Origin of the sequence: Streptomyces sp. NPDC102278, from assembly GCF_044766345.1 — a bacterium.
Taxonomy (GTDB): domain Bacteria; phylum Actinomycetota; class Actinomycetes; order Streptomycetales; family Streptomycetaceae; genus Streptomyces.
The window spans coordinates 12,735-37,209 of the sequence record NZ_JBIWLV010000017.1 but is presented as its reverse complement, the minus strand read 5'-3'; the positions used below and the strand labels follow the sequence as shown (position 1 = coordinate 37,209).

General features: G+C 69.5%; 33 protein-coding genes. 20 read left to right on the top strand and 13 right to left on the bottom strand.

The genetic code is table 11. The features are described 5' to 3' along the window. Positions 1-59 precede the first annotated feature (59 nt). Positions 60-1,040: a GlxA family transcriptional regulator gene (locus ACIRO3_RS30365; protein WP_404142066.1), complete on the bottom strand. Its 981-nt coding sequence runs from the start codon at positions 1,038-1,040 to the stop codon at positions 60-62. A gap of 1,114 nt (positions 1,041-2,154) precedes the next feature. Between ACIRO3_RS30365 and ACIRO3_RS30360 the strand changes: the two genes are divergently transcribed. The 5 genes from ACIRO3_RS30360 to ACIRO3_RS30340 all read left to right on the top strand — a co-directional run bounded on the left by ACIRO3_RS30360 (position 2,155) and on the right by ACIRO3_RS30340 (position 7,218). Beyond that, on the top strand, positions 2,155-2,400 hold the full coding sequence (locus ACIRO3_RS30360; protein ID WP_404142064.1) for a hypothetical protein: 246 nt from the start codon (positions 2,155-2,157) through the stop codon (positions 2,398-2,400). 55 nt (positions 2,401-2,455) lie between these two features. Next, positions 2,456-4,096 (top strand): GMC family oxidoreductase, encoded by a 1,641-nt coding sequence (locus ACIRO3_RS30355; protein WP_404142062.1) that lies wholly within the window; start codon positions 2,456-2,458, stop codon positions 4,094-4,096. Positions 4,097-4,428: 332 nt separating this feature from the next. Continuing rightward, positions 4,429-5,265 carry an inositol monophosphatase family protein gene (locus tag ACIRO3_RS30350; RefSeq protein WP_404142060.1) on the top strand — a complete coding sequence of 279 codons (837 nt, stop codon included), beginning with the start codon at positions 4,429-4,431 and terminating at the stop codon, positions 5,263-5,265. 41 nt (positions 5,266-5,306) lie between these two features. Beyond that, positions 5,307-5,903, top strand: a complete 597-nt coding sequence (locus tag ACIRO3_RS30345; RefSeq protein ID WP_404142058.1) for an NADPH-dependent F420 reductase — start codon at positions 5,307-5,309, stop codon at positions 5,901-5,903. A 331-nt stretch (positions 5,904-6,234) separates the two neighbouring features. Beyond that, complete coding sequence (locus ACIRO3_RS30340; RefSeq protein ID WP_404142056.1) at positions 6,235-7,218, top strand: helix-turn-helix domain-containing protein; 984 nt, start codon at positions 6,235-6,237, stop codon at positions 7,216-7,218. 131 nt (positions 7,219-7,349) lie between these two features. On the opposite strand, the gene ACIRO3_RS30335 is transcribed toward ACIRO3_RS30340, so the two are convergent. Further along, positions 7,350-8,366 (bottom strand): helix-turn-helix transcriptional regulator, encoded by a 1,017-nt coding sequence (locus ACIRO3_RS30335; RefSeq protein WP_404142054.1) that lies wholly within the window; start codon positions 8,364-8,366, stop codon positions 7,350-7,352. Positions 8,367-8,462: 96 nt separating this feature from the next. On the opposite strand from ACIRO3_RS30335, the gene ACIRO3_RS30330 reads away from it, so the two are divergent. Continuing rightward, positions 8,463-9,701 carry an FAD-dependent oxidoreductase gene (locus ACIRO3_RS30330; RefSeq protein WP_404142052.1) on the top strand — a complete coding sequence of 413 codons (1,239 nt, stop codon included), beginning with the start codon at positions 8,463-8,465 and terminating at the stop codon, positions 9,699-9,701. A gap of 141 nt (positions 9,702-9,842) precedes the next feature. Here the strand turns inward: ACIRO3_RS30330 and ACIRO3_RS30325 are convergent, their stop codons facing one another. The 5 genes from ACIRO3_RS30325 to ACIRO3_RS30305 form a co-directional block, all read right to left on the bottom strand. Next, entirely contained in the window at positions 9,843-9,998 is a 156-nt protein-coding gene (locus ACIRO3_RS30325; RefSeq protein ID WP_361783740.1) for a DUF6131 family protein, read from the bottom strand. A 151-nt stretch (positions 9,999-10,149) separates the two neighbouring features. Continuing rightward, positions 10,150-10,737 carry a hypothetical protein gene (locus tag ACIRO3_RS30320; RefSeq protein ID WP_404142051.1) on the bottom strand — a complete coding sequence of 196 codons (588 nt, stop codon included), beginning with the start codon at positions 10,735-10,737 and terminating at the stop codon, positions 10,150-10,152. Positions 10,738-10,825: 88 nt separating this feature from the next. Further along, positions 10,826-11,056 carry a hypothetical protein gene (locus ACIRO3_RS30315; RefSeq protein WP_404142049.1) on the bottom strand — a complete coding sequence of 77 codons (231 nt, stop codon included), beginning with the start codon at positions 11,054-11,056 and terminating at the stop codon, positions 10,826-10,828. Between the two features lie 128 nt (positions 11,057-11,184). After that, positions 11,185-11,841 carry a hypothetical protein gene (locus ACIRO3_RS30310; protein ID WP_404142047.1) on the bottom strand — a complete coding sequence of 219 codons (657 nt, stop codon included), beginning with the start codon at positions 11,839-11,841 and terminating at the stop codon, positions 11,185-11,187. Then, on the bottom strand, positions 11,832-12,377 hold the full coding sequence (locus ACIRO3_RS30305) for an RNA polymerase sigma factor (RefSeq protein WP_404142045.1): 546 nt from the start codon (positions 12,375-12,377) through the stop codon (positions 11,832-11,834). Before ACIRO3_RS30305 ends, ACIRO3_RS30310 begins: the two co-directional genes overlap by 10 nt. 278 nt (positions 12,378-12,655) lie before the next feature. On the opposite strand from ACIRO3_RS30305, the gene ACIRO3_RS30300 reads away from it, so the two are divergent. From ACIRO3_RS30300 to amaP, 5 genes are read left to right on the top strand one after another with little or no spacing between them, the layout of a single operon-like run. Beyond that, on the top strand, positions 12,656-13,132 hold the full coding sequence (locus ACIRO3_RS30300) for an Asp23/Gls24 family envelope stress response protein (RefSeq protein WP_404142043.1): 477 nt from the start codon (positions 12,656-12,658) through the stop codon (positions 13,130-13,132). Between the two features lie 51 nt (positions 13,133-13,183). Next, complete coding sequence (locus ACIRO3_RS30295; RefSeq protein WP_073907229.1) at positions 13,184-13,363, top strand: DUF2273 domain-containing protein; 180 nt, start codon at positions 13,184-13,186, stop codon at positions 13,361-13,363. Then, entirely contained in the window at positions 13,360-13,770 is a 411-nt protein-coding gene (locus ACIRO3_RS30290) for an Asp23/Gls24 family envelope stress response protein (protein WP_404142041.1), read from the top strand. Before ACIRO3_RS30295 ends, ACIRO3_RS30290 begins: the two co-directional genes overlap by 4 nt. 34 nt (positions 13,771-13,804) lie before the next feature. Beyond that, on the top strand, positions 13,805-14,455 hold the full coding sequence (locus ACIRO3_RS30285; RefSeq protein ID WP_404142039.1) for a DUF6286 domain-containing protein: 651 nt from the start codon (positions 13,805-13,807) through the stop codon (positions 14,453-14,455). Positions 14,456-14,502: 47 nt separating this feature from the next. After that, positions 14,503-15,102: an alkaline shock response membrane anchor protein AmaP gene (gene amaP, locus ACIRO3_RS30280; RefSeq protein WP_404142037.1), complete on the top strand. Its 600-nt coding sequence runs from the start codon at positions 14,503-14,505 to the stop codon at positions 15,100-15,102. A 202-nt stretch (positions 15,103-15,304) separates the two neighbouring features. Here amaP and ACIRO3_RS30275 read toward each other — a convergent pair whose 3' ends face one another. The 4 genes from ACIRO3_RS30275 to ACIRO3_RS30260 all read right to left on the bottom strand — a co-directional run bounded on the left by ACIRO3_RS30275 (position 15,305) and on the right by ACIRO3_RS30260 (position 17,796). Then, positions 15,305-15,532, bottom strand: coding sequence for a hypothetical protein (locus ACIRO3_RS30275; protein WP_404142035.1), 228 nt, complete (start codon positions 15,530-15,532; stop codon positions 15,305-15,307). 323 nt (positions 15,533-15,855) lie between these two features. After that, a complete protein-coding gene (locus ACIRO3_RS30270) occupies positions 15,856-16,122 on the bottom strand; it encodes a hypothetical protein (RefSeq protein ID WP_404142033.1) in 267 nt (88 codons plus the stop codon). Between the two features lie 499 nt (positions 16,123-16,621). Further along, on the bottom strand, positions 16,622-16,894 hold the full coding sequence (locus tag ACIRO3_RS30265; RefSeq protein WP_404142031.1) for a GlsB/YeaQ/YmgE family stress response membrane protein: 273 nt from the start codon (positions 16,892-16,894) through the stop codon (positions 16,622-16,624). A gap of 80 nt (positions 16,895-16,974) precedes the next feature. Further along, positions 16,975-17,796, bottom strand: a complete 822-nt coding sequence (locus ACIRO3_RS30260; protein WP_404142249.1) for a VOC family protein — start codon at positions 17,794-17,796, stop codon at positions 16,975-16,977. A 233-nt stretch (positions 17,797-18,029) separates the two neighbouring features. On the opposite strand from ACIRO3_RS30260, the gene ACIRO3_RS30255 reads away from it, so the two are divergent. Beyond that, a complete protein-coding gene (locus tag ACIRO3_RS30255; RefSeq protein ID WP_404142029.1) occupies positions 18,030-18,203 on the top strand; it encodes a CsbD family protein in 174 nt (57 codons plus the stop codon). 84 nt (positions 18,204-18,287) lie between these two features. Here the strand turns inward: ACIRO3_RS30255 and ACIRO3_RS30250 are convergent, their stop codons facing one another. Beyond that, positions 18,288-19,430 (bottom strand): SRPBCC family protein, encoded by a 1,143-nt coding sequence (locus ACIRO3_RS30250; protein WP_404142027.1) that lies wholly within the window; start codon positions 19,428-19,430, stop codon positions 18,288-18,290. A gap of 3 nt (positions 19,431-19,433) precedes the next feature. Beyond that, positions 19,434-20,477, bottom strand: a complete 1,044-nt coding sequence (locus ACIRO3_RS30245) for a histone protein (RefSeq protein ID WP_404142025.1) — start codon at positions 20,475-20,477, stop codon at positions 19,434-19,436. A 199-nt stretch (positions 20,478-20,676) separates the two neighbouring features. On the opposite strand from ACIRO3_RS30245, the gene ACIRO3_RS30240 reads away from it, so the two are divergent. The 8 genes from ACIRO3_RS30240 to ACIRO3_RS30205 are packed head-to-tail and all read left to right on the top strand — an operon-like array spanning position 20,677 to position 24,448. Continuing rightward, complete coding sequence (locus ACIRO3_RS30240; protein WP_404142023.1) at positions 20,677-21,051, top strand: gas vesicle protein; 375 nt, start codon at positions 20,677-20,679, stop codon at positions 21,049-21,051. Between the two features lie 29 nt (positions 21,052-21,080). After that, entirely contained in the window at positions 21,081-21,554 is a 474-nt protein-coding gene (locus ACIRO3_RS30235) for a gas vesicle structural protein GvpA (RefSeq protein ID WP_404142022.1), read from the top strand. 3 nt (positions 21,555-21,557) lie between these two features. Continuing rightward, positions 21,558-22,274, top strand: coding sequence for a GvpL/GvpF family gas vesicle protein (locus tag ACIRO3_RS30230; RefSeq protein WP_404142020.1), 717 nt, complete (start codon positions 21,558-21,560; stop codon positions 22,272-22,274). A 36-nt stretch (positions 22,275-22,310) separates the two neighbouring features. Next, the gene (locus tag ACIRO3_RS30225; protein ID WP_361783692.1) at positions 22,311-22,559 is read left to right on the top strand and encodes a gas vesicle protein GvpG; all 249 of its coding nucleotides are present in this window, start codon (positions 22,311-22,313) and stop codon (positions 22,557-22,559) included. A gap of 21 nt (positions 22,560-22,580) precedes the next feature. Continuing rightward, positions 22,581-22,988, top strand: coding sequence for a gas vesicle protein (locus ACIRO3_RS30220; RefSeq protein ID WP_404142018.1), 408 nt, complete (start codon positions 22,581-22,583; stop codon positions 22,986-22,988). After that, positions 22,985-23,836 carry a GvpL/GvpF family gas vesicle protein gene (locus ACIRO3_RS30215; protein WP_404142016.1) on the top strand — a complete coding sequence of 284 codons (852 nt, stop codon included), beginning with the start codon at positions 22,985-22,987 and terminating at the stop codon, positions 23,834-23,836. The genes ACIRO3_RS30220 and ACIRO3_RS30215 overlap by 4 nt, the downstream gene beginning before the upstream one ends. After that, positions 23,833-24,054 (top strand): gas vesicle protein, encoded by a 222-nt coding sequence (locus ACIRO3_RS30210; RefSeq protein ID WP_361783698.1) that lies wholly within the window; start codon positions 23,833-23,835, stop codon positions 24,052-24,054. Before ACIRO3_RS30215 ends, ACIRO3_RS30210 begins: the two co-directional genes overlap by 4 nt. Continuing rightward, complete coding sequence (locus ACIRO3_RS30205) at positions 24,044-24,448, top strand: gas vesicle protein K (RefSeq protein ID WP_404142014.1); 405 nt, start codon at positions 24,044-24,046, stop codon at positions 24,446-24,448. The genes ACIRO3_RS30210 and ACIRO3_RS30205 overlap by 11 nt, the downstream gene beginning before the upstream one ends. Positions 24,449-24,475 lie beyond the last annotated feature (27 nt).

Sequence of the window (24,475 nt, the reverse complement as noted above, 5' to 3'; positions counted from 1 at the left end):
ACCGCGCGTGGGCATGCCTCGGCGTCCACCGGACGATGGGACGGGAAAGAGAGGGAGCTTCAGCGGAAGCGGCGGCGGTATTCGGCCGGCGTGGTCTTGAGGTGGCGCTGGAAGACCCGGTGGAGGGTCTGGAGGGAACCGAGCCCGCTGGCGGTGGCGATCTGCGGCAGGCCCGCATCACCTTCTTCGAGGAGCCGGCGGGCGGCCTCCAGCCGGGCGGATTCCACGTACGCGGCGGGCGTGGTTCCGGTGCGTTGCGCGAACACCCGTGAGAAATGACGAGGGCTGAGGCTGACCCGCTGGGCGAGCGCCTCGGCGGAGAGGTCTGCTTCGGGGTGTTCCGTAATCCACTGGCGTAGTTCGCCGATGCGGTCGCAGGCGGGTTCCTGGACGGAGAGCGGCACGCTGAACTGGCTCTGGCCGCCGGAGCGTTTGACGTACATCACCATCACGCGGGCGGTCGCGAGCGCCAAGGCGTGACCGTGGTCCTCGGCGACCATCGCCAGCGCCATGTCCATCCCCGAGGTGATGCCTGCGCAAGTCCACACAGAGCCGGACCGGACGAAGATCGAATCGGGGTCCACGCTGATCTCCGGATGCTCGGCGGCCAGTTGTGCCGAGGTGAGCCAGTGTGTTGTGGCGGACCGGCCGTTCAGCAGGCCCGCGGCCGCCAGGAGGTGGGCGCCGGCGCACACCGATCCGGTGCGGCCCGCCCGCGGTACCGCCGTACGAAGCCAGTCGGTGACCACGGGATCGACGACGGCCCGGGTCCCGCCCTCCTTCGGGTGGACGACCGCGCCGGACACCAGCAGGGTGTCGACACGGCCGGCCACCTCGTCGAGGCGCAGGTCCGCGAGCAGCCGGACACCGCTGGAGGTGGCCACGGCGCCCCCGTCCGCCGACGCGATCTCAACGGTATAGCGGGGGCGTTCGCCGTCGGCCACCCGGGAGGCGACCGAGAAGACCTCGGCGGGCCCTGTGACGTCCAGGAGTTCCACGCCGGGGAAGGCGACGATGACGACACGGTGGGGAGCGGGCATGCACCGATCCTCGCCTCCACGCACCCGTGTCCACAATGACGAGGTCGTCTCAGATCCAGCCATCAGTTCGACGGACATCGGGCGGACCTCTACACCGAGCGGGGCAACGCCTCCGCGCTGCCGGTGCGCTTCAAGTGGCTGCGTCTGGACGTCACGGTGGGGACGTGCCGGGGATCGGGACCAATCCGGCAGCGCCGGCCGAGGCCCAGCGGCCGCCTCCCCGGCGGTGACCGCTAGAGTCACAGGCCATGGGGGATCGGACACGTGTGAAGCATTGCAAGCAGTGCCGTCGGCCGCTCGACGGGCGCAGCCGGTGGCGGCGCCCGAAGCGGTTCTGTAGCCGCCGGCACCGCCTGAGGTACTGGGTGGAGGAGATCCTGGACGCCATCCTGAATTGATCCCGCCGCCACTCCGGTACCGGAAACCAGGCACCGCGCACTGACGAGGCTTTCGCGCGTCACAGGGTCGGTCATAGCCCCAGCTGACCGCCCAACACCTCGACAGGGTGCCTCGATGCGCACACACGCCACCACAGCTCGAGTCGTGCGCCCGCCCGTGCGGCCGTTCGTTCCGCCAGGCTCACGCCGCGCGTTCCTTCGGGCACCCCGAACAGGTCGGGCCTGGGTCCGGCCAGGCTGAGGCCCATGAGACCAGTCGCGTCACGCCGTCGTGGTCTGCCCAACTCTCCCAGACCAGGCCCGCCCAGCCACCCTTGCCACCCGTCACTGATCTCCCTCCGCGGTGGACCCGGCCGGGCTCCTGCCACCGCCCCGTACGCGCAGCATCACAGGCGGGTCTGACGAACGCCGACGATCGTCGAAGGGCCGGTGGGTGACGTGGTGGGCGGATGCAGTGCCGCTTCGCCGGTGAACCTGCCTCCCCACCCGAGTGAACCGCCGCCCGAGCGCCCGTTCCGATCGCGACCGAGGGCCACACCCGGCTACCAGCGCATTCCTTCAAGCACTGGAACTCCGGCGCCAACGCCACCGACGTCTGCAACACCGGCGTATGGCGCTGAGGTTCCGAACGAACGTCGCGGAGGTTCAAGTACGTGCGGTGCCGGTGTCCCTACGATTCGACGACAGAAGGGGAGCCCGCGGCTGTTCATGGACGGGTGCACACCAAGGACAAGAAACTCGTGAAACAAGTGAAGCCCAGCCGCGCGGCCGTCATCGCGGGTGCCGACGCCGACATGGGCATCCCCAACGGGGTGATCGGCCATGGCCGGATCGGGCGCGCCCAAGTGCATCGGATCAAGGCGAACATCTGCCGCCGGGCCCCCTCGGCGCCCGTCAGCACCAGCATCGCGCGCGGCCTGCCTGCGGACAGCCCTGCTCTGTCGGAGTCCGTTCGCCGCTGATCAGCCGGTTCCACGCCTTCCGCGCGCCGAACGCGGAGGCGGCCGAGCGCGGCACATGGCCGCCCTGAAGGGAACCATCCCAACTCTTCGGCCCCTTCAGTACATGCAAGCGATCAGCTCCTTGATCGTCGATGAGCCTTTTTCTGAAACCCGGTGGCTGGACAGTGCTGCCGTGGGAAGCGGAGACATGATGAGCCAGAGTCCTTATGACTATGTCGTGGTGGGAGCGGGAACAGCGGGTTGCGTGATCGCCTCCCGACTCACGGAACGCCCCGACGTGCGGGTGCTGTTGCTGGAGGCGGGAGCCCGGGACGCGACCGAGGCGATGGCATCTCCCTGGGGGTTCCTGGGGTTCGACCCGTCATTCCTCTGGCTGGGCGCCTCGACCGTGCAGGCCGGTACAGGCAGGGCCGCTGACGTGCTGCGCGGCAAGGCGCTCGGCGGATCGTCGAGTATCAACGGCCTCTACCACTTGCGGGGGCACCGCTCCGGTTACGACGAATGGCCCGGACTCGGCGCTCCGGGCTGGGATTTCGACGATCTGCTGCCCTGTTTCCGCCGCAGCGAGAGCACTCGCAGTCGTGATGCCTCCCTGCGGGGCACGGACGGGCCGGTCGTGGTCGCCCCGGTTGCGGAACCCCATCCCCTGGCAACGGCGGGCATCGAGGCCGCGGTGCAAGCCGGGTTCGCACGCGCCGATGACATCGGCGGCGGGTTGGAGACCGGGTTCGGGTGGAGTGACATGAATCTGCCCGGGGGTGCTCGCCAGAGCGCGGCCGACGCCTACATCCGTCCGTACCTCGACCGGCCGAACCTGGACGTCGTCACGGACGCGACCGTGCAGCGGCTGCGCATCAGCGCGGGCCGCTGTACCGGCGTCGAGTACACCGTGGCCGGCGAGCACCTGTCCGTCGAGAGCGCCGAGGTGATATTGACCGCGGGGGCCATCGGTTCCGCGCACCTCCTGATGCTGTCGGGGATCGGCCCGGCACGACACCTTGGCGAACACGACATCGACGTTGTCGCCGACCTGCCGGGAGTGGGATCCCATCTGCAGGACCATCCGCTGGCGGGCGTGGTGTACGAGGCCGGCCGGCCCGTACCGTTCGTTCCTGCGAACCCGCCGGCCGAAATGATGGGCCTGCTGTACAGCGACCCCGCCGCGGTCCGGGCGGACCTTCAGGTCTACATCGTCGCCGCACCGCTCCCGTCGGCATGGGGCCGGCCGCCGGCCAACGGCTACTCCATCGCCTTCTCCGCGATGGCTCCGCACAGCAGCGGCACCGTGCGCCTGGCGAACGCCAATCCGGCCGGCGCTCCCGTCGTCGATCCCGGCTACCTGAGCGACGACCGTGACCTGGAGGTCATGCGCAGGGGCCTGGCAGTGGCACGCCGCATCGGGGAGGCCGACGCGTTCGCCGACTGGCGCAAGCAGGAAGTGGTGCCGGGCTCCGGCACGAGCGGCGAATCCGTGGACGAGTTCATCCGCAAAGCCACCGGTCCCTACTTCCACTTCACGGGCACCTGCCGCATGGGAACCGACGCCGATGCCGTCGTCGACCCTGCGAACCTCCGCGTACACGGGATCGCCGGGCTGCGGGTCGCCGATGCCTCGGTGATGCCGTCCATCCCCTCGGCCAACACCAACGCGACCGTCTACGCCATCGCCGAACGGGCTGCCGAACTGCTCGACTGAGCCTCCTTCCGCGCCCACGGCGCTTCCAGCACGCGCTTCATCCGCCGTCGTGCACCACATGCGGCCCCAACTTCAACCCCTCGCAGGCGGGTTGACACGCCGACACGCGGCTGTCCCGGCCACACCGCCGTCTTCCGACAGCGCGGCGAGCGCGGCGGGGCAGTCCACATTTGAGTTGCATGCAAGTAATCCCTGCCGTTCTTCACATGCATTTGAAGGTAATGGTGGAGCTGTATACCTTCGAGGCGAAAGCGCAAGCAGTAGCGCGAAGTTCGGCCCCGACCGGCCCCATCACCCCTCCCCGTCACCCCTCCTCAGACAGGAGCACCACCATGTCCGAATCACTTCAGACCACCGACGTCGCCACCTCCGACACAGATCTGGTCGATCACGCCGACCTGCTCGATCAGACCGCGATCGCCGTGCGCGCAGCAGGTGCGGCGCTGCGCGAGCGCTTCGGCGACGTGGTCCGCTACCAGACCCGTGAAGAGCTGATGCACGCACTTGCCCGCAACGACAACACGGCCCTCGACATCCTGCGTCCCGCCCTCACCGGCCTGCGCCCCGACGCGGGCTGGGTGGAGGACGAGCTGGACGGTGGGGCGCTGCCGCCCGGCGAATGGTGGGTCGTGGACCCGGCCGAAGGCAACGTCAACCACCTGCACGCGCTGCCGGACTGGGCGGTGACCGCCACCCTCGTGCGTGACAACCAGCCGGTGCTCACCGTGGTCCACCTGCCGTTGACCGGCGAGACCTACACCGCCTTCACCGGCGCCGGCGCCCACCTCGACGGTCGGCCGCTCCACGTCTCCCCGTCCGCGGACCTCGGCCTGAGCATCGTGGCCACCAGCCAGGCCCGGCCCGACGAGGACGAGAAGGTCGTACGACGCGTCGGCTCCTCGATCACCGCGATGCTCTTCGACGCGCTCGTCGTTCGCACCTCCGTGCCCGCGACCCTGCACCTGGTGAACGTGGCCGCGGGCCGGATCGACGCCTTCTGGCAGTTCGCCGGCGCCCGCGCGGACCTGCTGCCCGGGGCCCTGCTCGTCACCGAGGCAGGCGGACAGATCTCCGACGCCGAGGGCCGCCCCTGGACCCCGCAGAGCGAGAGCTTCCTGGCCGCCGCCCCCGGCGTGCACGCCGAAGCCGTCGCCACGCTCACACGCTGACCGCGCACCACAACCCGCACGTACGGAAGGACCAGATCACCATGACCACGATCGCAGTACTCGGAAACGGCCGCGTCGGCGGCAACCTGACCACGGCCCTCACCCGAGCCGGGCACGAGGTGACCGTCGCGGACCGTGCCCCTGGGGCCGCCGCCGATGCCGCCCGGGCGGCCCGGATCGTCATCAACGCGACCCCGGGCGCCGGCTCCCTGGAACGTCTCGCCGCCCTGAGCGAGGAACTGCGGGACAAGATCCTCGTCGACGTCTCCAACGCCACGATCGACGGACCGGACGGACTGCCCGCCGGCCTGATCTACCCCGGCTCAAGCCTCGCCGAACGACTCCAGGAAGCGCTTCCCGAAACGTACGTCGTCAAGACACTCAACACCATGCTCTTCCCGGTGATGACCGCGCCGGTCACGCTCACCCAGGCTCCCAACGTCTTCCTCTCCGGCGACGACCCGCAAGCCAAACAGGCCGTCGGTGAACTGCTCGTCGACCTTGGCTGGCACAAGGAGTGGATCATCGATCTCGGCGGCATCCAGACCGCCCGCGCCACGGAGGCCGCGATCCTGTTCGTCCCGCACGTCATCCGGTCCAACGGATTCACCCCCTTCGCGATCTCGATCGCCCGCTGACTGCCGACGCCTCGCACGCCTCCTTGGCAAGCGGGGGTGGGGCCGGTCCAGATACTGCTTGTCGGCCGCCGGGTCAGCCGGCTCGCCCCGGCTGGACCGGCCGGTACCCGCGTGCAGGTGCACACCCGCATTCGCCGGCCTCGGGCGCTCCTCTCGACCGTTGTCATGCGAGCCGTCCATAGGAAGATTGGCCCGGTGTCCACATGAGTCATGGCGGCGTCCTAAGGAACACGATCACCACAGGACGGCGTTGACGCAATGCATACGAGGGGATCGCAGAGGGATGCACGGTACGGGAGCGGCGGTCGACGGTGCGCGCGGGGTCTTCGCAGTGGACTCGACCGCCCGGGGCGCCGCACCGCGGGGGCTCGACGCTTTTCGCCGCGGGTGGGAGACACAGGTAGGCGACGATGTCTTCCAACTGCCGGCGTTCAGCACGGACACGGTCGGTGATTTCCGAGTCAAGGGCAGGGTGGCCAAGGTGCACGGCGCGGCGATCGCCGATCTTCACGCCGCGTCGGCAACCCGTACCGCTGACGTCCCGGGCGGCGATCAGGATCTGGTTGCCATGTACGTCGTGCGGCGCGGCGCATGGACCCTTGGCGGCCCGCCCGGTCACGGCGACCAGACCGTGTCGGCCGGACAGTTCCTCGTTCGGCACCTCGGGCGCCTGACGGCCTTCGAGACGACGGCGCACCTCACGGCGAAGTTCCTCGTCCTGCCCCCCGGCGAGCTGAAACCCCTGCTCGGGACTCGGGTCGTCACCGGGCCGGCGGACTCGGCCGAGATGCGCTTGCTGACGGCCCTCACAGACGTGATTCACACAACCGTGGCCGACCTCGGCCCGGCCGGCGTGGCAGCCGCCCAAGGCACCCTGGTCGAGTTGGCCAAGGCGGTGGCGCAGGGCCGGTTCGACGACGTGGAACCCCGGTTGGCCCCCGCGCTCACGCAGGCTGCCAAGGACCTCGCGGACCGTCGGCTCGCTGACCCCGAACTCGCTCCGGCGATGCTTGCGCGTGAACTCAACGTCTCCGTCCGCACGCTGCACCGGGCATTCGCCGCGGTGGGCGAGCAGGTGACCACGTACATCCGCCACCGGCGACTGCATGAGGCCCGGCTCGCCCTTGCCGCGCCGTCAGGGCGCCTGAGCATTACGGAACTTGCCGCACACTGGCAGTTCGCGGACGGCAGTCACTTCACCCGAGCCTTCAAGAAGCAGTACGGCCAGACTCCCACCGAGTACGCCCGCTCGGCCAGAGCAGCCTCGCTCTCACACCGGCACCCGCCGGGCCGCGGTCCGGCCGAAAGCGCGTGACCAGGGGGACGGCCGCAGCTCAGCGGATGCCGCCGACCCGTGTCCCAAGCAAGAAAGTACGGGCGCTGTCGCGACCCGCGGACAACGAGGGCTGTGCGGCGGCTCCCGGCGCCCGGCGCGGCGGGGACTGCTCATTCATTTGAAGGACCGAGGCTCTCGGTGTCGGCAATGGTGGACCACCGGCGTGTGAGACGGCGGCATGCCTGGACGAGTTCGGGTGGGCGGAGGTCGGTGAGTTCGGTGTCGAAGGTGGCGAGGATGCCGGCGATGCCTGCCCAGGACCAGGCGCCGAGAGTGAGCCGGCAGTACTCGGTGTCGATGTGTTCCACGACGGAACCGCCCGGCGCCCAGCGGGCCACGATGTGAGCGGGCAGGTTGAGCCGGGCCGTGCCGGTGCACTGCCAGACGGCGGGGGTGTCGCCGCGGTCGTGGGTGCTCATCACGAACTGGGCGAGGTCGGGGTGGGGAAGCGCACGGGCGGCGAAGCACTGTGTGGTGGGGCGGGGGTGCAGTCGATCGACGCGACGCACTCGCCATTCATTGTCGGTGAGGTCGTAGGCGACCAGATACCACCGGGCGGCCCAGAGAACCAGGTGGTGCGGCTCAATGCGGTGAGCGGGCAGGTGGTCGGGGTCACCGGGTTCGGGGCGTGTGCCGTCGGGACGCAGTGTTTCGGTGACGAGCAGGTGGCGGTGGCGTACCGCGGTTCCGACGGCGGTGAGGGCGGCCGGGTCGATGGGGGGCGCCGGGAACTCCCAATAGTTCTGCAGCCGAGTCAGGCGCAGGGACTCCATGGACGCCCGCAGCGCAGGGGGCATGACCTGGTGCAGAGCCGCCAGTGCCCGCGCCGCGTCGTCCCTCAGGCCGAACATCGTGCTTGGCGCGGTCTGCAGGGCCACCGCGACCGCGAGGGCCTGGTCGTGGTCGAACAGCAACGGCGGCAGGGTTCGCCCGGCTCCGAGCCGGTAGCCGCCATCGGGGCCGTGGATGGTGGCGATGGGGTAATCGAGCGCGCGCAGAGTCTCGATGTCGCGACGGACCGTGCGTTCGCTGGTCCCGAGCCGGGTGGCGAGCTCGCGCAGCGACCACCGCCGTCCTGATCCGAGGAGAGACAAGAGCCGCAGAGCCCGGTGTGAGGTGTTCGCCATCGTCCCATCATGACCGGTAGTGGCCACTCGGTGTCCACTACCGGTGCCAGGGTGGGCTCTGTTCAGTGAACAACGGCGGAAAGGACGGTGTCGGGCATGCGGGTACTCGTGGTGGGTGGCGGGATCGGCGGGCTTGCATTGGGGGCGGGGCTGCGTCGCCGGGGGTTCGATGTGGCGGTGTTCGACCGGGACACCGATGTGGCGGCGACGGGCGGCTACCACATCACCCTGGACGAGCGGGCGCAGTCGGCGCTGAGAGATCTGGTGGAACCGCAGATCATGCAGCGGCTGCTGGCATCGGGGTCGGCGCTGCGACTGCGCGAGCGCGACGCGTTCTGGGATCGCCGCGGCCGGCTGCTGGGGCACGGGCCGGACCTCAACGACAGCGCGAGTATCGACGTCGATCGGATCACCCTGCGGATGCTGCTCGCCGAAGCTGTCGGAGATGGCCTGCACTTGGGACGCAATGTGTCCGGCGTCGGCCACGATGACCACGGCGCGCCCCAAGTGCTGTTCACCGACGCGGCGCCGGTCTCAGCGGACCTGGTGGTGGGCGCGGACGGCACCCACTCCTTAGTCGCCCGCCACTTGGCGGGAGGCCCGACCAACAGCCCGGCGGGCATCATCGGGTTCTCCGGCCGCACCCTCCGGCGAGATCTCAGCCCCGGCGAGCACCGGCGACTCGGGCCGCGATCGGGGCTGGCGATCGGCCCGCGCGCAGGAGCGCTCTACGTCGGCTTCCTTGACCCGGTCGGCAACACCGCGCTCGACGCCCCCGAGTTGCGGATGTCGGTCACGACCGGACCCACCTACATCTGGGGCGCCATGTTCCCCGAATCCGCCGGCACCGATTCCCTGCGCACCCTGCGTGGCGGTGAACTGCAGGCCGCGCTGCTCACCCGATTCCGCGAGCGGGGTTGGGCCGAGCACACACTGGAGGTCATCGCCCGAGCCGACCCGCACAGCGTGGCCGGATTCCGTTTCAACGCCGCTTCCACCCGCGCGGAGGATCTCGCGCCCTGGACTGCGGGTCGTATCACCGCCTTGGGCGACGCTGTCCACGCCACACCGCCCACCGCCGGAATGGGAGCGGGCGCGGCCATCCGCGACGCCGCCAGCCTGCTCACGCACGTCAGCGCCGTCGCCCACGGCACCGCCACCCTCACCGACGCCGTGGACCACTTCGAGGCCGGCATGCGCCGGCGCGGCAGCGAAGTCCTCACCCTGGCCATGAAGACCGTCCGGTGGATCCTGGCCACCGACACCACACTCGGCGCCGCGGCCACCGTCGTGAGCACCCCCATTCTGGCCGCAGCCGCCCGGCTACGTCACTGACGAGCCGCGCGACGCCCATGCCCCGCACCCAGAACGGCGCGACGCCCAAGCCCTTACTCAGAAAAGGGGGTTGCGCACGCGTTGCGGTGACATGCGGAGGCCGCCGGGGAGCGATTTCTCCGCTGGTGGGGTGGCGATGTTTCACCAGTAGTGCTTGCGGCCGCCTACGGAGTGTCCGAGTGCGCCGACGATCCACAGGATGGCTCCGATGACGACGAGGATGATGCCGATCGTCCACAGGATGCTGATGCTCGTGAGGAATCCGACGATGAGAAGGATGACGCCGAGAACGATCATGGTGTCCTCCAGTTCGCGCATGGGGGATACGCTCCAGGGGTGGGGCGCTCAATGCCTGGGCGCCCCATCATCCGCAATGCGCATACCCCGATCTTGCGTGATCACCCTCATGGCGGTGGGGCCGTACGGGTAGGTGTGCATCCCCCATTCATCAGGGTGACCAGCCCCTTTTCCAGGAGATACCTCTACCGCGCGGGGCCGGCGAGTTTCCTGAACAGGGCCCGGAGTGGAAGGTGCGCTCCAGGGCCGTCAGCCGCATGGTTTCCAGGGCGTCCGCCTGCCGCTCCGCTCGGGCCAGCAGCCGACCTACGGCTTCTCCGTCGATTCGGGAATCGGTTCGAGACAGTGCTCGTAGCGTCCGCCACAGCTCCTTCTTGCCCTCCACCCCCACTCGGGCTGCCTCCAGTTCGAGGATATTGCTCAGCGGGGAACGGGAGACGAGGCGGCCGTTGAGCTTGAGCCGCCCCGCCCTCTCCGCGGCGATGCCCAGCAGGATCTTGTGATGCATGAGCGGTACGTCGAGCACCGTCATGAGCTCGCGCAGACTCTCCCGGTCTTCGGTGACTTCGGCGGCCAGTTCCGCCAGCCGGCGACCGGCGGGCGTTCCGGTGTGGGTCTGCGACATTCTGTGGAACAGGGCCACGCCGGCTCCTGCTCCTGCCAGGTGGTCGTTGAGGTAGACGCTCAGCATCCGAGCGGGATCCGGTGCCCGCTCGAAGCGCTGCGTTGTGCGGGTCATGGCCGAGTCTCCTGTCAATCGTGTGCGCTACGGGACGGGTGTTCCCGGGCCGGCCGGCAGGCGGGCGGTGCCATGCGCGGTCGGAGATTCAGACGATTCGGGTGACCGTGACCGTAACCAGGACGGGGACGACTTTTCGGTGCTGAGCCAGGTGGGCGGTGACGGCGTCCTTCACCTCATCGCGTACCTGGCGGGCGATGTCCACGACGCGGCGGTCGGTGCGCAGGATGCACCGCACTTCCACGTGGCAGCCCCCGTCCGGGGTGCGTTCGCAGCGGATGCCCGCGCCTTCGCAAGGCGGTGTGGTCGATGAGGTCATGGCGTGACGTGCGTGGGAGGCGGCGAGAGCGAGTCGGTCGGCCGGCGTGGGTTGAAGTGCCTCCACCCCTGGAACGCCGAGGACGGCCTCTGCCGCAGCCCGGTGAACGCCCTCCCAGGTGGAGGCGGTCATCGTCCGCTCGGTTCGAATGGTTCGAGCCTCGGCCGGCGGGAGCGTTCCAGCACGGCGGTGACTTCCACGTCGACGGCGGTGACCGCGATGCCCAGGACGTGCTGAGCCGCGTGGAGGACGGCTTGGCGTACCGCTTCGGCCCGCTCTCGCAACGGTTGGTCGAGCGTGGTGGACACGGTGATGGCGGCGACATGGTGTGGATGCACGCCCTGCGCGGGGATCAGCCGACAGCTGGCGGCGCGGGTACCGGGGACTGCGTCGGCCGCTCGGCGCAGTATCTTCGCGGCGGCGGTCTCGGCGATCCGAAGGTCGTGTCCCGCGTCATTGAGCAGCAGCATGGCGCCCAGCCTCGCCTCGGCACGCACGGCGTTGATCACTTTGGTGGCGAGGCTGTGGCCATCGGGCTGCTCCTCGCCGCGCAGGGCACGGGTGGCTCGCTCCAGGGACGTCAGTCCCTCGATGGCCTCGCGGCAGTAGGGACAGTGGCTGGTGTGAAGGTCCGCGGCACGGGCAGGACCGCGGGCCTGGTCCCAGGCGCGCTTGAGGAGGCGTCCGCAGGGCAGCAGCTCCGAGCCGGCAAGGCGCTCGGCATCGGGGCGTGGGGGAGGGTCGGCCTTGGTCGCGGAGGTCGGGTGCGGGTCGTCTAGCGCCATGGGCGCATCGCCTCCATCAAAGCGCGTCGTGCGCGGAAGAGTCTGCCGCGCACCGTTTGTTCGCTGGTGCCCACCACGATGGCGATCTCCTCGTAGTGCAGGCCGTGCAGCTCTCTGAGGACCCAGCACACGCGCAGCTCGGGTCCTATCTCCAGGAGCGCTCGTGTGAGGGCGGCTGCCGCGGCTCTCGTCTCGGCCATGCGGGGTGGTGAGCTGTCGGCGTCCACGGCGGGGGGCTCGGGGGCCGCTTCCAGGGGCAGAGGCCGAGGCCTGCGGCGCAGGGTGTTGAGGCAGCAGTTCGTCACGATGCGATACATCCACGTCCCGAAGGAGGCGGTGTGACGGAAACCCGGGAGCTGTCTCCAGGCGCTGAGGAGGGCGTCCTGGACCGCGTCCTCGGCGTCCGCCCGATTGCCGAGCAGATGCTGAGCGAGGGAGAGCAGACGGCTGCTGTGCCTGCGGACGAGGAGCGCGAAGGCTTCCTCGTCTCCTTCGGCAGCCCGAACCGTGAGCACCCCGTCGTCCGCGTCGCTCAAGTTGCCCGGGCCCGCGGCAACGCAGGCGAAGGTCTGCGGCGCCGGCCGCTGTGGGCGGGCCGTGCCGCTCAGGGACGATGCACTGGTCCGATTGCGCATCCGCCGCTGCCCTTCTGCCGAAGACGCCGGTCGCGGCCCGCGTACGCACTCTTCGATCGTAGGCGCTGTGGCCACAGCGTGAGGAGTCCACAGCGTGAGGAGTGAGGAAAGTGCGTGCGATGTGTCCAAGACATGAGGGCGCCGAACGGCGTCCGCCCGGACACCCTGGGGAGGTCCTCATGTCGGACACCATCAACCCCGCCGCAGGCGGTGAATCCCGTCCTGCGGGCAAGACGCTCACAGGCCACACCGGCGCCGGGACGGCGCCCGAGACGCGCGGCCGGACCTCGATCGCCGACAGCGTGGTCGAGAAGATCGCAGGGATGGCCACACGCGAGGTGCCGGGCATCCACAGTCTCGGCTCCGGGATGGCTCGCACACTCGGCGCCGTGACGGAGAAGGTTCCGGGGGGCCGGCCCAGCGTGTCGCGGGGCGTGAAGGTCGAGGTGGGGGAGCGGCAGGCGGCCGTCGATCTCGACGTGGTAGTGGAGTACGGCGTTCCCATCGTGGACATCGCCGCTGAGGTCCGCGACAACGTCATCACCGCTGTGGAACGCATGACCGGCCTCGAGGTCGTCGAGGTGAACATCACCGTCGACGACGTCCACCTCCCCGACGAGGAAGACGACGAGGAAGGCGAGAGTCGCGTGCAGTAACCCCTCGGCCTCCGAGTCGAGACACATCGACGTGAAATGCAGGTGAGTGAGATGAGCGCAGCAACCGTGGGCCTGCTGGCCGGCATGGCCCTGGGCTTCGCCGCCTTCTTCGGCGGCTTCTGGGCGTTCCTGCTCGTGGCGTTCCTGGGTCTGCTGGGTCTGGTGATCGGCCGCATGGTGCAGGGTGACCTCGAACTGTCCGACTTCACGCGTTCCCGGGACCGGCAGTGACCGCGCAACCCGCCCACCCCCCGTCCGAACCGGCGGCAGCCCCTTCCACGCCGCCGCTGCCGGCGGCCGAACGCGGCGCCACGGTGATCCCCGAGAAGGTGGTGGCCCGTATCGCGGCGCGCGCGGCACGGGAGGCGCTCGCGGGCCGCACGCACACCGCCGCCGGGGCCGTCCGGGCCAAGCTGCAGGCCCCACACGCGTCGGTCACAGCCGGCAGCGGTACCGCGCGGCTGGGATTGACGATGGACCTGCCCTACCCGATCGACGTCGCCGACGCCTCACGCCACGTGCAGCGGTACGTCAGCGAGCGGGTGGCCCACCTGACAGGGATGCGGGTCACCGAGTGCACCCTCGACATCGCGCACCTGGTTCCCGCCGACGGGTCGGACAACCGGCGCGTGCAGTGAACCGCACCGCAGGCCCACGGGAAGGAGAGCCGGGATGAAACACGAGCAAGCCCCCCCGGCCACCACGGAGCATCCCACCGAACCCGACACGGTCACCTCCCGCACCGTCGGGCCGGCGACCGAGAAACCTCGTTCCGGAGCGCACCCGACCGCGAAGCGCCCCTGGTCCGCCCGCCGCATACCGGCCGCGGTGACGGCCCTGCTCGTCGGGGCCGTGGCAGGAACACTTCTGTTCGACATCGCCAGAGTCCGCGCCGGCCAGTCGGCCGCAGGCTGGCGTACCCGCCTCGCCGACGAACTCGCCACCCGACCACTGGATGACGTCCGGATCCAGATCGCCGCCGCCGTCATCACCGTTCTCGGCCTATGGCTGCTGGTTCTCGCACTCAGCCCCGGCCTGCGCAACCAACTGCCCCTGCGAACTCCGGACACCGACCTGCGGGCCACACTGGACCGCGATGCCGCCGTGCTGCTCCTGCGGGATGCCGCCATGCGCGTCCCCGGTGTCAGCGCTGCGAAGGTACGGATCCTTCGAAACCGCGTCAGGGTGCGCGCGGACGCGCGGTTCCGTGGCCCTGCCGACGTCAAGGCCGATCTGCTGATTGCTCTGCAGACCGAGCTCGACCGCCTCGCCCTCGCCCGTCCTCCCCGGCTCGGCATTCGCGTACGTCCACCCCGGAGGTAGCTCGTCCACAGGCGCTCACTGCCGAGCGAGAGACAGGAACGGATCCCATGAGAAGGAAATCCGCAGTCAACCGAGTCCTGCTGGCCCTGACCGGCATCGTCCTGCTGGGAACCGGCATCCTGGTCCTGACGGGCAGCTTCGACCTGTACCGGATCTGGCGCATGAGACCACCCGAGGGCTGGCCCCTGACCGATCCGCGAACCGCCCTGCTCACCGACTCCGACCGGACCCGCTGGACGGACGAAGGATGGTGGTGGCCCACCGTCATCGCCGTGCTGGCCCTCGTTGTCCTGCTCGCCCTGTGGTGGCTGCTGGCACAACTGCGCCGCACCCACCCCGGCCGGATCCCCGTCGGCGAGCCGCCGGCGGACGGAGTGGAGCTGCGTGAGCGCGCCCTCAGCGACGCCCTGGCAGCCGACATCCAGCATCTGTCCGGCGTCCACCGGGCCCGCGCACGGATGGACGGCACATCTCGCCATCCGGTAGCCCATGTCGACCTCACGCTGACTCCCGACAGCGAGCCCGGAACAGTCCTACGGGCGCTCTTCGACGGCCCGCTGAGGCGCGCCCGCCAGTCCGCGGGGCGGACCTTGCCCGCCACAGGGCGGCTGCAGGTCACCCCGCACAAGGCGCACCGTGCCGAATAGACCGCACCCATCCGGCGCCGCGGACTGCCGGCGCGATCCCGGGACGCCAAGTCACCCATAGGCGGTTTCGAAGATCACCGCCCAGCGGGGCCCGCACAGTCATCGAGTTCGACACGTACGCCAGCCCCCTGAGCGGACGGACCTCGCCGGCATGCCGTGCCCGGACGAACCGGGCACGGCACTCCACAGCACGGCCTTCGCGTCAGGGACGCAGGGAACTCGTCGCGAGTTCCTTCTTCGCCGAACTCGGCCGGCCCTGCCGCGGGGCCGCGCCCCCCTTGACGAAGGGTCCGCCGGCAACCGGCTGGATGGTGACCAATTGCCAACTTCTCGGGGCCGTGGGGCTGCCACAGTCGAGGGTCGTGCCGTTGGAGGCGCACTGCAGCTCGTACACGGCCCCGGTCGTGGTCAGCACCTTGAAGTTCGTCACCTGACCCAGGGACGAGATGGTGGCATCACAGACGGTGGCGGGGGCGGGGTATCCGGGGTTCTGCGTGGGGGTGGTGAGGTCCTCGCGCTTGTAGTTCCCCGTCTGCGGGTCGTCCCGATGACCTCCGTAGGTGACGCCGTTGATGAGGAAGACGCTGAATTCCTCGGTGTTGTTGGAGAGGATGGAGTCGATCGAGTTTCCGCAGCCGCTGACCCCAGCCGGTCCGGGAGGTCCGGGAGGCCCGGGAGGCCCCGCCGGTCCAGGAGGCCCGGCCGGACCCCTGGCCCCCCTGCACCTGTCCCGATCGAGACGGTCGCCGCCCCCTACTCCGGACCGATCCTCGTCTTCTCCCCCTCTTCGTAGTCGTAGTCGTAGTCGTCGTTGCCCCGCCCGTCGTGGCACTTGTCGCCGCCCGACGCGGTGATGGGCGCTGCGACTCCGGCTGCCCGCGGCGGCTCGGGGGCCGCCTGCGCTGGGCCGGCGAGGCCGAGGATCACTGCGGCCAGCGATGCCGCCGCGCCTCCCGCGAGTCGGCCGCCCTGACAGGACAGGGGGCCGAGCCGCGAGACTGGCCTTCTCTCAGTACTCATGCCGTTGTGCTCCTCATGGAACCGAACGAAGTGATCTCGAGGAGCTTGATGCGCCTCAGTCGGCATGGTTCATCCACAGGTGGAGCACGTGAGCCAGCCACGCGGGCCGATCAACATATTGGCCCACTGTCACTGATCCGATCGAGGTGGAGCGCGCGGGCCAGCGATGGGCCCTTTGTCGGTGCCTGTGAGGGCCGGGTGGCCCACCAGGGCTGGTCTGCCGGCCCTCGCCTGGGTACACGACCGCATGAGGAGCCAGAGAGCCCCTGAGGCCGCCCTGCTGCCCCGGTGGCCCCGCCCGGTGCCGAGTCGGTCCGTTCCCGATGTCTCGGGGGGCCACCTGTGTGGGCGCCGTGGATGCCCGCCCTCGGCTGCGGGTAGGGCGGATTCGTTCATCCGGGCGGTACTACGGGTGCCGCTGCAGGCGGCAACGGAAACGGCTCCCACTTTGATCAGTGGGAGCCGTTTCGGGTGGCCGGTTCGCTACCCGGAGACCGCGTCAGGCGCGGCTGTGCCTGCTTCGGGTGAGGAGGCGGTACAGGACCAGGAGGATGAGGGAGCCGATGATGGCGGCGATCCAGGTGGAGAGGTCGAAGAAGCCGTCGATGGAGTCGACGCCGAAGATGACCTTGCCGAGCCAGCCACCGAGCAGACCGCCCGCGATGCCGATGAGGATGGTGATGATGATGCCACCCGGGTCCTTGCCCGGCATCAGGGCTTTCGCGATGAGGCCCGCGAGCAGCCCGATGAGAATCCAAGCGATGATGCCCATAGTGTGCGCTCCCACCTGGTCGTATAAGGGTTGTGTCAGTTCATCGTCTTTACTGTTCGGGGACGGCTAAACGTCCTGGGCTAAACGTCCTGGGTCTCACCGGAAGGCGGGCGCGGGGAAAGATCGATTGCGCGGTCAAGGGTGAACAGGCCGCCCTCCGGGTCCCGTACCGTGAGGTGCTGCTCTCCACTGCCGGGCGCCGGGTCGTCAGCGACGATCGTGCCTCCGTGCCGGAGGACCGCCGCTTTGGCGGTCCGCCGGTCGGGGACCGCGAAGTGGACTCGCCAGCGGGGGCGCAGCTGCGGGCTGGGTGACCCGCTTTCGGCCGGGCCACTGTTCAGGCGTGCCACGACCTGTCCCTCGTGGCGCAGTACGACCTGGTCCTGTTCGTAGGAGACCTCGCAGCCGTTCGGGTTCCTTTCGTCGGCCCACTCCAGCACCCGGCCGTAGAAGAGGGCGGCGTCGAAGGAGTTCCTGGTGTGCAGTTCCAGCCACGCGGGAGTTTCGCCGTCGCCCACCCGCCAGTCGGACAGGACGCGCCCTTCCCAGACGCCGAAGGACGCGCCCTCGAGATCGGTCGCGAGCGCCGCCCGGCCACCGGGCGGGAAGGCGACCGGCCCGATCCCGACGGTGCCGCCGGATTCGCGGATGCGAGCCACCGCCGCATCCGCGTCGTCGACCGCGAAGTACGTGGTCCAGGCGACGGGAACCGCGAAGTCGGCGGCCACCGCCCCGATGCCCGCGACCGGTACTCCGTCCAGGACGGCGACCGAGAAACCCTGCCCCAGGCCGGTGGGCCGGAAGGTCCAGCCGAGCACGGCCCCGTAGAACTCCTGCGCCGCGTGCAGGTCGCGCGCCATGAGGCTCAGCCAGCACGGCGCGCCCGTGACGTCCGTCGTCATCTGCACCACGCGATTCATCTCCCACCGTCCGAGATACCGTCAGCGGCCGTCTGGGCGCGGCTGAGGGGGACCACGCTGTCGCACCTGGTCCACCGGCCGTCTGCCCGCTACCGAACTGCATATTCTTGCGACATTTAGTACCAGTTGTCCGTAACGCGTATGTGTTCTCGCGGCCGGGGTAGACGCCGAACAAGCTCGTACGCCGCGCGTCGGGCCGTGTGGAGGTGAGAGGCATGGGTGCAGGCAAGAAGGTCAAGAACGTTGCGAAGACGACCAAGGGCAAGATGAAGGAGACCACGGGCAGGGCTGTGGGGAACGAGAGTCTGGAGGCGAAAGGGCGGGGTGAGCAGGCGATGGCCGACGCCAAGCAGACCGTTCAGAAGGCGAAGGACACGCTGAAGCACTGACTTCGAAGGAGCGGCTTCTGCTGAGGGACGTGGGGGTGAGGGCTGGCGGGAACCCGCCGGCCCTCACACGTGCCGCCGCTGGGGTCATGCGGAGCGTGACCGCCGGCGCCGCCGAGGCGGGGAGGTCTCGTACTCCTCATCCTCGTCTTCCTCCGCTTCGTCCCCTGCCTCCTCCTCCGGTTCGTCTTCCTCCGCTTCGTCCCCTGCCTCCTCCTCCGGTTCGTCTTCGTCCGCGTACTCCGTGTCCTCGTAGTCGTCCTGGTCGTCCTGGTCGCCCTCCTCACCCTCCTCGCCTTGTTCGTCGTTCTCGTCCTGCTCTTCGTCCGCTTCGTCCCCTGCCTCCTCCTCGTCGGAGTACTCCTCGTCGGCTTCCTCGTCGCCGTCCCCTTCCTCGCCCTCTTCTGCTTGTTCTTCTTCGAGGGCTTCCTCGTGGGTTTGGACGACTTCGCCGTCTCGGATCTCGCCGCGCCAGCCTTCCGGCTCGTCGGTGGTGAGCATGGCGTGGCGCAGGAAGTTCTTGAGGTCCAGGCGCAGGCGGCGGCCCTGGGCCCGCCACAGGTTGCCGGTCTTCTCGAACAGCCCGGAGGGGTAGTACTCGACGACGATGACGATGCGCGTCAGGGACGGGGCGAGTTCGTGGAAGGTGACGCAGCCGCGGGTGGTGCCCTTGGCGCCCTCGGACGTCCACACGATGCGGTCGTCGGGGATCTGCTCCTGGACGGTGGCCTTCCAACTGCGGGTGGACGGACCGACCTTGACTTTCCAGTCGCTGGTGGTGTCGTCGCCGCGGGAGACGTCCCGGACGCCCTTGGCGAATCCGCTGAAGTCCTCGTACTGCGTCCAATGGTCGTAGACTGTGCGCAGGGGAAGACCGACGTCCAGGACCTCGACGATGTTCATCAACTTGCCGCCGCCGCTCTTGCGGCCCTTGCCCTTACCGCCCCCGAAGGCCTCGGTGACCTTGTCCTTGAGGTTGCCGAGTTTCTGCCCGGCGAAGGCCTTCAGGGGGGAGTCGCCCTGCAGCAGCCGTCCGCCGATGCCGGCGACGTCGGAGAAGCTGCCCTTGTTGTCGGAGACGTCCTTGAGCTGGTCGGTGACGTCGGAGAGCTTGTCGGTGGCCTTGTCGGCCAGTTGGTCGGCCTGGGCGGAGAGAAATCCGGAGAGTTCGTTCAGCAGCTGGTCCAGTCCGGAGGACTTGGAGGAGCTGGTGCTGTCTGACGATGCCATGGCCTACCTCCGCGTGGACGGCTTGCGGGCCGCCGTCTTCTTGGCGGCCGTCTTGCGGGCCGGGCTGCGGCCGGCGGTCTTCTTGGCGGTGGCCTTCGCAGGCGTGCTCTTGCGGGCCGGACTCTGACCTGCGGCGGTCCTCTTGCGCGGCGGGCTGCTCTTCTTCGCGGCAGTCTTGGCGGGCGCGTTCCCGGAGGCGGCGCTCTTTCTAGCCGGCGCGGTCTTCGAGGCCGGCCTGCTGCCCGCACTCTTCTTCGCCGCCGCCTTCTTCGCCGGTGCGGCCTTCTTCTCCGGCGCCTTCTTGGCCGGTTCCTTCCTGGCGGGTGCCGCCTTCTTCGCGGGCGCGCGCTTGGCGGGTGCGGCCTTCTTCGCGGGCGCCGCCTTCTTCGCCGGTGCCGGACGCTGCCTGACTTCCCGGTCGGGAGCGGCGCGCCTGCCGGTGCGGGCGCGGGCGGCGGATCGGGTCCGGCGTGGCGGCGGGGGAGGTTCTTCCTCTTCCTCCTCGGGTTCCTCCTCCTCGTCCTCGAACTCCTCGTCCTCGTCCGCCCCCGCCCGGGGCTCCTCCTCTTCGTCCTCGCCCTCTTGGTCCTCCTCGTCTTCCGGGGCGTAGCCCTCCTCGTCCTCGTCCTCGTACTCCTGGTCTTCCTCGTCCTCGTACGGTTCCTGGTCCTCGTCCTCGTACTGCTCCTCGTCCTCCTCCTGCTCGTCGTCGTCCCGTCCGCCGCCGGTGCCGCCGCGAGAGAGTTCGAGGGTGCGTTCGTGCAGGGTGTCAGCGAGGTCGGCGAGCTTGCGGTTGGCCGCGGTGGTCAGCGCCTTGCGGCCGGCGTCGAGAGCCTCGCCACGCAGTTGCTCGCCGAGTTCGGCGAACTGGGGCATCTCCTTGAGCTGGGAGGCCCCTTGCTTGAGCAGTTGTCCGGGGTCGAGTCCGAACCGCCGGCCGGCGAGATAGGTCGCGAGGCTGAACGCCAGGCGCCCCTTCTTCGTCCGGCCGAGAACGTATCCCCCAGCCACAGCGGCTGCGAGCGCGATCTTGGTGGTGTCCTCCATGATCATCCCCTACCAGGGCGTATACACGGGTCTGCTGGTCTCGCCTGCCGACAGGGGCGTCACGTGCCCACTGCCCGCCGACGAAACGGGTCCTGCTCGGGGCCGGTCCTTGGAAAATCCGTCCGCCCCATGCGGGACTTATCACGGAATATAGTGACATTCTAGTTTCTGTGAGGCCGTCTCCCCAAGGGAGGGCCATATGGCCGCAGCGGAACCTGCACGCCCCCGGCGGGCCTCTCCACAGGCTGCCGGTGAGGGCGCGGAGCAGGACAGGAGAACGCCCAGGCGCACCCCGCCCCGGCGCCGTCCCGCGGCGCCCGGCCCGGCGGTGGCGATGCGAGCCGCGGCCCAGCAACTCGCCGAACTCCTCGGCCGCCACCCGGACTCCGTCTCCTCACTGAAGCCGACCGAGGACGGCTGGGAGGCGCACGTTGAGGTGGTGGAACTGGAACGCATCCCCGACACCACCAGCGTCATGGCCAGCTACCGCGTCACGCTGGACGGAGAGGGCGAGCTGATCTCCTACGAACGCACCCGCCGCTACACGCGCGGCATGATCGACCGGCCGACCTGACAACGGTACGGCCGACGGAAGGAGACGCCATGACCATGGTGCCGCAGAGCGGCAGCCCCGTCGCGCGGGGACAGGCAGGCGGGTCGAGCAGCCTCTACGACGTTCTGGAACTCATCTTGGATCGCGGGCTGGTCATCGACATCTTCATCCGTGTGTCCTTGGTGGGCATCGAACTCCTCAAGATCGACGTGCGAATCGTCGTGGCCAGCGTCGATACCTATCTCCGTTTCGCGGAAGCCTGCAACCGCCTCGACCTCGAAGCCGGCCGCAAGGCGCCCGCCCAACTCCCCGACGTCATGGGAAAGGTGATGGAAGGCGGGGCCCACGGGAAGTCCAAAGGAGCGCTCACCGGCGCCGTCGAAGCCGTGACCGACTCCCTGACCGGCAAATCCTCCACATCCCGCGACTCCGACGAAGACGAAGACGACGACGAGGTGGTGGAAGAAGCACCCAGGCGGCGCCGACCCGCCGCCCGGCGCCCGGCCCGGCGGGAGAGGGAGTAACCCATGCCGCTCTACGTGTACTCCATCACCGCGAAGGACCACCCGCGGCAACTGGACGGCGTCAACGGAATCGGCGCCGACCCCTCCCCGCTACGCACGGTGGCACAAGGGCAGCTGTGCGCGGTGGTCAGCGACATCGACGAGGAGATTCGCCCCAAACGCCGCGACCTCGCCGCGCACCAGGAGGTCCTGGAACGCCTGATGGTCGACGGCACCGTCCTGCCCCTGCAGTTCGGCTACGTCGCCACCGACGACCTCGCGGTGAGCGAGGCCCTCCAGTCCAACGCGGAGGCCTACCTCGCCGCGCTGCAGCGCCTGGAGGGCTGCGCCGAATACCACGTCCGGGCCTCTCAGGAGGACGAGGCGCCACTGCTGCAACAGATCCTCCAGGACTTGCCCCAGGCGAAGGACCTCAACGACCGGATCCGCAGCGGCGACCGGGATCCCGGCCTGCCGCTCGCCTTGGGCGAAATGGTCGCCCGAGAGGTCCAGGTTCGACAGGAAAGCCTGGCGGCCGAGATGACCGAAGCACTCATCCCCCTGGCCCGCGAGCATCTCCTGCGCTCGCCCTCCGGCACCGACTTCCTCAATCTCTCCCTCTTGGTGCCCCATGAGCACCAAGGCCGGCTGCGCACCGCGGAGACGAACATCGCCCGCGAGATCGGCAGCGGCGTCGACCTGCGCTTCTCCGGCCCCCTGCCCCCCTACAGCTTCGTATGACCCGCATGCCCCCGGGCGGGAAAGGAGGACAGACCCATGGGACTGCTGACCTACCTGCTGACGCTCCCCGTGGCGCCGGTACGCGCTGTCACCTGGGTCGCGCAGCGCGTCGTCGACCAGGCCGAGGAGGAGTACTACGACCCCGCCCCCGTTTGGCGCCGCCTCGCCGAACTGGAACAGCAACTGCTGCGCGGAGAGATCGACCAGGAGACCTTCGACCGTCAAGAGGACGAACTGATCGACCGCCTGGAAGAGATATCGGAATTCCGCCACCGTCTCCCCTGAACGCGAGGAGGGAACATCACCGTGACCGAGCCCCTACCCGGCCGACCCGGATCCTTCTCCTCCCGCGCCCCGATGCCGTACGGACAGACCTCCACCTCCAGTCTCGCCGACATCCTTGAGCGGGTCCTGGACAAGGGGATCGTCATCGCCGGCGACATCCGCATCAATCTGCTCGACATCGAGCTGTTGACCATCAAACTCCGGATCCTGATCGCCTCCGTGGACAAGGCCAAGGAGATGGGCATCGACTGGTGGGAACACGACCCGTCCCTCTCCAGCCGGCACACCGGCAGCCCCCTGGAGCAGGAGAACCGCCGCCTGCGCACCGAACTCGACGCCCTGCGGGCCCAGCTCGACCCCGGAGACGAAACTCTCCACGGTGATGAGCCCGGCGAGCCACCGCCCCGCCGACGGGGGAGCACACGGTGAACACCACGAATCTCACCTACATCTACGCGGTCACCCAGCCGACCCTCTCGCTGACGACGGCCCTCACCACCCTGCGCGGCATCGCCGGCGCATCCCTGCGACTCCTGCCTCCCGCCCCCGAGGCGATCCCCCCGGCCATCGGGGAGGCACAACTGGTGTTCGTGGCGGCCGACGTGCCCGAACACGACTTCAACGAGACCGCACTCAAAACCCACTTCGAAGACCTCGACTGGCTCGAGGACGTCGCCCGCACCCACCACGACATCGTCCAGGCCGTGGCCGCTCACGCAACCGTGCTTCCCCTGCGCTTGGCCACCGTCTACCAGGACGACCACAGCGCCCGCCAAGCCCTCGCCCTCGGCCGGCCGGCCTTCTCCGAGAGCATGGATCAGCTTCGAGACCACACCGAATACGGCGTGAAGATCTATCTCGCGGCCCCCACCGGGCCCGACCTCGCCCCACCCCCCGCGGAACCCCGCGCACCGACCGCCGGCCCGGGCAAGGCCTACCTCCGGGCGCGCCGAACCCAGCACCACGCCCGCGAAGCCGTCCACCAGCAAGCCCAGCACGCAGCCGCAACCGTCGAAGCCATCGCCGCCCGACACACCACCCGGCGCGTGCGCCACGCCCCCCAACGCGGCGCCCTCACCGGACCCGAGGAGAACGTCCTGAACGACGCCTACCTCATCCCCAACGACCAGGCCGAGGACTTCCAGAGCGCCATCGATGACGCCGCCCAAGGCTTCCCGGACCTGCGCGTGGAGGTCACCGGTCCCTGGGCCCCCTACTCCTTCGTCACCCTGGCGGATGCCCCCGACCCGAACGCCCACCACGAGTCCCCGCCATGACCCTCAGCGGACGCGACGAGCCCCTGCCCGACCGGCAAGTCGCCCTCGTCGACCTCCTCGACCGACTCCTGAGCGGCGGCGTCGTCCTGACCGGCGACATCGTCCTGTCCATCGCCGACATCGACCTCGTCCGGATCTCGCTGCGCGCCCTCATCGTCTCGGTCAGCTCCGAAGCCACCCCCGGCCCGGCACAGGGTGGGGACCACGATGAACCCTGAATCGACCCCGCCCCCGCAGCCCCGAACCGGAGCCCTCCAAGACGTCGGCGCCAACCTTTCCCAGGCCTTCCGCCTCACCCAGGCACCCCCACCCGTCCACGGAGAGACCTCCGGCCCCGCCCGGCATCTGCACACCAACCCCGAAACCGTCGGTGAGGACCTCCTCAAACTCGTCCTCACCCTGGTCGAGCTCGTGCGCCAGCTCATCGAACGCCAAGCCCTGCGCCGCGTCGACGCCGGCGACCTCAGCGACGACCAGGAAGAGGAACTCGGCGCGACACTCATGGCCCTGCACGACACCCTCTCCGACCTGTGCGCCGAGCACGGATACGCCTTGGAAGACCTCAACCTCGACCTCGGACCCCTCGGTACCCTCCTGCCGCCCCGCGACTGACCCGGTCCGAGGAAACAGCGCCGGTTT

Coding starts and splice junctions, on each gene's coding strand:
- ACIRO3_RS30365 (WP_404142066.1), bottom strand. CDS start 1,040: ATGCCCGCTCCCCACCGTGTCGTCATCGTCGCCTTCCCCGGCGTGGAA.
- ACIRO3_RS30355 (WP_404142062.1), top strand. CDS start 2,456: ATGGCCGCCCTGAAGGGAACCATCCCAACTCTTCGGCCCCTTCAGTAC.
- ACIRO3_RS30350 (WP_404142060.1), top strand. CDS start 4,429: ATGTCCGAATCACTTCAGACCACCGACGTCGCCACCTCCGACACAGAT.
- ACIRO3_RS30345 (WP_404142058.1), top strand. CDS start 5,307: ATGACCACGATCGCAGTACTCGGAAACGGCCGCGTCGGCGGCAACCTG.
- ACIRO3_RS30335 (WP_404142054.1), bottom strand. CDS start 8,366: ATGGCGAACACCTCACACCGGGCTCTGCGGCTCTTGTCTCTCCTCGGA.
- ACIRO3_RS30330 (WP_404142052.1), top strand. CDS start 8,463: ATGCGGGTACTCGTGGTGGGTGGCGGGATCGGCGGGCTTGCATTGGGG.
- ACIRO3_RS30325 (WP_361783740.1), bottom strand. CDS start 9,998: ATGATCGTTCTCGGCGTCATCCTTCTCATCGTCGGATTCCTCACGAGC.
- ACIRO3_RS30320 (WP_404142051.1), bottom strand. CDS start 10,737: ATGACCCGCACAACGCAGCGCTTCGAGCGGGCACCGGATCCCGCTCGG.
- ACIRO3_RS30315 (WP_404142049.1), bottom strand. CDS start 11,056: ATGACCTCATCGACCACACCGCCTTGCGAAGGCGCGGGCATCCGCTGC.
- ACIRO3_RS30310 (WP_404142047.1), bottom strand. CDS start 11,841: ATGGCGCTAGACGACCCGCACCCGACCTCCGCGACCAAGGCCGACCCT.
- ACIRO3_RS30300 (WP_404142043.1), top strand. CDS start 12,656: ATGTCGGACACCATCAACCCCGCCGCAGGCGGTGAATCCCGTCCTGCG.
- ACIRO3_RS30295 (WP_073907229.1), top strand. CDS start 13,184: ATGAGCGCAGCAACCGTGGGCCTGCTGGCCGGCATGGCCCTGGGCTTC.
- ACIRO3_RS30285 (WP_404142039.1), top strand. CDS start 13,805: ATGAAACACGAGCAAGCCCCCCCGGCCACCACGGAGCATCCCACCGAA.
- amaP (WP_404142037.1), top strand. CDS start 14,503: ATGAGAAGGAAATCCGCAGTCAACCGAGTCCTGCTGGCCCTGACCGGC.
- ACIRO3_RS30270 (WP_404142033.1), bottom strand. CDS start 16,122: ATGAGTACTGAGAGAAGGCCAGTCTCGCGGCTCGGCCCCCTGTCCTGT.
- ACIRO3_RS30265 (WP_404142031.1), bottom strand. CDS start 16,894: ATGGGCATCATCGCTTGGATTCTCATCGGGCTGCTCGCGGGCCTCATC.
- ACIRO3_RS30260 (WP_404142249.1), bottom strand. CDS start 17,796: ATGACGACGGACGTCACGGGCGCGCCGTGCTGGCTGAGCCTCATGGCG.
- ACIRO3_RS30255 (WP_404142029.1), top strand. CDS start 18,030: ATGGGTGCAGGCAAGAAGGTCAAGAACGTTGCGAAGACGACCAAGGGC.
- ACIRO3_RS30250 (WP_404142027.1), bottom strand. CDS start 19,430: ATGGCATCGTCAGACAGCACCAGCTCCTCCAAGTCCTCCGGACTGGAC.
- ACIRO3_RS30245 (WP_404142025.1), bottom strand. CDS start 20,477: ATGGAGGACACCACCAAGATCGCGCTCGCAGCCGCTGTGGCTGGGGGA.
- ACIRO3_RS30240 (WP_404142023.1), top strand. CDS start 20,677: ATGGCCGCAGCGGAACCTGCACGCCCCCGGCGGGCCTCTCCACAGGCT.
- ACIRO3_RS30235 (WP_404142022.1), top strand. CDS start 21,081: ATGACCATGGTGCCGCAGAGCGGCAGCCCCGTCGCGCGGGGACAGGCA.
- ACIRO3_RS30230 (WP_404142020.1), top strand. CDS start 21,558: ATGCCGCTCTACGTGTACTCCATCACCGCGAAGGACCACCCGCGGCAA.
- ACIRO3_RS30225 (WP_361783692.1), top strand. CDS start 22,311: ATGGGACTGCTGACCTACCTGCTGACGCTCCCCGTGGCGCCGGTACGC.
- ACIRO3_RS30210 (WP_361783698.1), top strand. CDS start 23,833: ATGACCCTCAGCGGACGCGACGAGCCCCTGCCCGACCGGCAAGTCGCC.
- ACIRO3_RS30205 (WP_404142014.1), top strand. CDS start 24,044: ATGAACCCTGAATCGACCCCGCCCCCGCAGCCCCGAACCGGAGCCCTC.